The organism is Daejeonella sp., assembly GCF_049655485.1.
Taxonomy (GTDB): Bacteria; Bacteroidota; Bacteroidia; order Sphingobacteriales; family Sphingobacteriaceae; genus Daejeonella.
The window spans coordinates 1-3467 of sequence record NZ_JBASJU010000128.1 but is presented as its reverse complement, the minus strand read 5'-3'; the positions used below and the strand labels follow the sequence as shown (position 1 = coordinate 3467).

Annotated in this window: 4 protein-coding genes; all 4 read left to right on the top strand. The window is 39.0% G+C overall.

Features of this window, described 5'->3' with window-relative positions; genetic code table 11:
• Nucleotides 1-118 precede the first annotated feature (118 nt).
• The 4 genes from WBJ10_RS05310 (at nt 119) to prmA (ending at nt 3345) form a co-directional block, all read left to right on the top strand.
• Nucleotides 119-367 (top strand): type B 50S ribosomal protein L31, encoded by a 249-nt coding sequence (locus tag WBJ10_RS05310; protein ID WP_079701873.1) that lies wholly within the window; start codon nt 119-121, stop codon nt 365-367.
• A 64-nt stretch (nt 368-431) separates the two neighbouring features.
• Nucleotides 432-1616, top strand: a complete 1185-nt coding sequence (locus WBJ10_RS05305; RefSeq protein WP_424288489.1) for a putative sugar nucleotidyl transferase — start codon at nt 432-434, stop codon at nt 1614-1616.
• Between the two features lie 95 nt (nt 1617-1711).
• The gene (gene tpiA / locus WBJ10_RS05300) at nt 1712-2479 is read left to right on the top strand and encodes a triose-phosphate isomerase (protein ID WP_424288488.1); all 768 of its coding nucleotides are present in this window, start codon (nt 1712-1714) and stop codon (nt 2477-2479) included.
• A 23-nt stretch (nt 2480-2502) separates the two neighbouring features.
• Nucleotides 2503-3345 carry a 50S ribosomal protein L11 methyltransferase gene (gene prmA / locus WBJ10_RS05295; RefSeq protein WP_424288487.1) on the top strand — a complete coding sequence of 281 codons (843 nt, stop codon included), beginning with the start codon at nt 2503-2505 and terminating at the stop codon, nt 3343-3345.
• Nucleotides 3346-3467 lie beyond the last annotated feature (122 nt).

The window sequence follows — 3467 nt, the reverse complement described above, 5'->3', positions numbered from 1 at the left end:
AGATGAAAAGTTAGGATACTGATGCTTGACACTCAATACTATCTTCCTATTTATTTTCAAATTCCTTTTAACTAATTAGAATATTTTCTATATTTGCACCTCTTAAAAAGTATTGAAGATGAAAGCTGAATTGCATCCCAAAAATTATAGATTAGTAGTGTTCAAGGACATGTCTAACGAATATTCTTTCTTAACTAAATCCTGCATTGATACGAAAGAAAGCATCAAATGGGAAGATGGTAATGAATATCCACTTGTAAAATTAGAGATATCACACACTTCTCACCCGTTTTACACTGGTAAAATGAAACTGGTTGATACTGCAGGACGTATCGATAAGTTCCGTTCACGTTACGAAAAGAAATAATAATATTTTTAATATTATATAAAAGTCCCGTCCAATTAGGCCGGGACTTTTTTTATTTTTGTCCATGACTGTAATTTTATTCGACGACCAGTTTCGCAATAATCTTCTGCCTATAAGCTATACCAGGCCGGTATCTGAGATTAGGGTGGGCATTCTGACTATAGCTGAAAAATGGGCACACCATTTTAAAACAAAGCCTTACTATCAGACCGAAGAATATTTACAGGATAAATACCCTTACCACTCAGGTGAATCTAATCTATTGATTAATGGTTCAGTTTGCCCTGATGAAGAGTTAAAGGAAGCAATTGACCGTCTCGGTGAGGGGGACGCACTTGTCGCGGGTGAAATTCTTATTGCTGTAAAATTAAACGAACATGGCGCAAAAGAATTTGATCTGGAACATATCGACCGATTTAAAAAACACGAACTTTCAGGTCCGCTTATAAAAATGTCTTTCCCTGAAGATATTTTCCGTTACAACGGGCAGGAAATATCAAAGGACTATAAGGTTTTGACGGAAGGCCGAACATCGGCAGCTATAAGTACTACTAACACAGTTTTAGGAGATAATATTTTTCTTGAAGAAGGTGCAAATGCTGAATGCGCAACATTCAATACCACTCAGGGACCGATATATCTCGGAAAAAACACCCAGGTATGGGAGGGTTCACATATCCGGGGAGCTTTTGCTCTCTGCGAAGAGTCAATTGTAAAAATGGGCGCTAAAATATATGGCATGACCACGATAGGCCCCTATTCGAAAGCCGCCGGTGAAATAAATAATGCTGTAATATTTGGCAATTCCGCAAAAGGACATGAAGGTTACCTGGGCAATTCAGTGATTGGGGAATGGTGTAATATTGGTGCCGACAGCAATAATTCGAACATGAAGAATAATTACGCTGAAGTTCGGCTATGGGATTACCAAAAGGAAAGTTTTCGGAAAACGGGAATGCAGTTCTGCGGTTTAATCATGGCTGATCATTCCAAATGCGGCATCAATACCATGTTTAATACGGGTACTGTTGTAGGGGTTGGTGCAAATATTTTCGGTGCAGGGTTTCCGCGAAATTTCATACCAGACTTTTCATGGGGCGGAAGCCATGGCTTTGAAACGTACAGTCTTAAAAAGATGTTTGAAACCGCCGAGCGCGTTTACGAACGCAAGAAGGAAGTATTTGGTGAGATCGACAAGAAAATACTAACTAAAGTTTTTGAACTCAGCGAAAAATATAGACGGTTTTAGGGAATGGAAAGTCCAACAACCAACAACCAACAACCAACAACCAACAACTAACAACTAACAACTAACAAAATCTGATTTATATTAATCATAAATATATGAGAAAAAACATCGTTGCCGGAAACTGGAAAATGAATTTAGACCATGCGGCTGGACTGCAGCTTTTCGCAGAAATTGTCAACCTGGTAAAAGTTGATGTAAATGGAAACCAGGAAGTGGTGGTTTGTCCGCCCTTCATTCACCTCAGCAGTTTAGCAGAACTTGTAAAATCTAACTCCACAGTTTCTATTGGAGCACAAAATTGTCACCATGCTGATTCAGGTGCCTATACCGGTGAAATCTCCGCTGCGATGATAAAATCAACCGGAGCAGAATATGTGATCATCGGACATTCTGAAAGGAGAGCATTTTTTGCTGAAGATGATTTATTGCTTGCACAAAAATTAGATATAGTATTAAAAAATGGCCTTACTCCAATTTTCTGTATTGGAGAAACCCTGGAGCAGCGTAATGCAGGGACTCATTTTGATGTCATTGAAAACCAGTTAAAAGAGGCCGCATTTCATTTGGAGGAGAACCAGTTTAAAAATTTGGTCCTTGCCTATGAGCCGGTGTGGGCGATTGGAACAGGATTGACTGCAACACCAGAACAAGCCCAGGAAGTACATGCATTTATCCGTTCAAAAGTAGGCAGCCAATACAGTATACAGCTTGCTAATGACCTGACAATCCTTTACGGAGGTAGTTGTAACCCTAAAAATGCCGCAGAATTATTCGGCCAGGAAGATATTGACGGCGGCCTGATTGGGGGCGCATCATTGAAGGCCAGGGATTTTGTAGATATAATAAAAGTGTTTAATTCTTAGCCCTTACCCTTACCAGCCTGATTATGAACTATAAGGAATATCACTTTACACTCCATGGGACTGAAGATTTTCAACAGGATCTGCTAATCAATTCGTTGTCGGAAATTGGATTTGATACATTCCAGGATGTTGAAGGGGGGTTTAAAGCCTATATTCCTGAAATAAACGTTATCGAACAGCAGCTTAACGAAATTGCAGCTCAATACTCAGAAATGTTCACGTTTGATTTCGAAGCTAAAACTATCCCTCACCAGAACTGGAATGAAGTTTGGGAGAGCAATTTTGAACCTTTAAGGATCAATAAACTTTGTTATGTACGGGCAACGTTTCATGAAGCGCATCCAGAGTATGCGTATGAAATAGTTATCGATCCAAAAATGGCATTCGGTACAGGCCATCATCAAACTACCGCACTGATGATGCAAATGATGATGGAGACGGATTTTAATAACAAAGTAGTTCTTGATATGGGTTGCGGTACCGGCATTCTGGCAATTCTTGCTTCCAGGCTGGGTGCTTCAGAAATTACTGCGATCGACTACGACCATATCTGCTTTGAAAGCACCATTGAAAATTCGAATCTAAATAATGTAAAAAATATCCTTCCTCTTTGCGGATCTAAAGAGGCCATCCCGGGTAAGAAATTCGACATCATACTTGCTAATATAAATCGCAATATACTTCTAGATCAAATTGAACGCTATGCTGAGGTATTGGCAACTGACGGGATTATCTTTTTTAGCGGTTTCTATGAAAACCCCGACCTCAATATAATTTCGGAAAAATGCAGCGCATCCGGATTACAATACCTTTCTCATCTTACCGAAGACAAATGGGCAGCTGCTAAGTTTCGTAAGATGTCTTAAGTGCAGGGCAATTGTATATAATACTAGACGAAAAATTAATTCGTTTTAGACAAATTTTGTACACTAAAAACTGATAAATGTTTTTCACCAAGACTTTTATGAACACCATTGTATTATTTTAA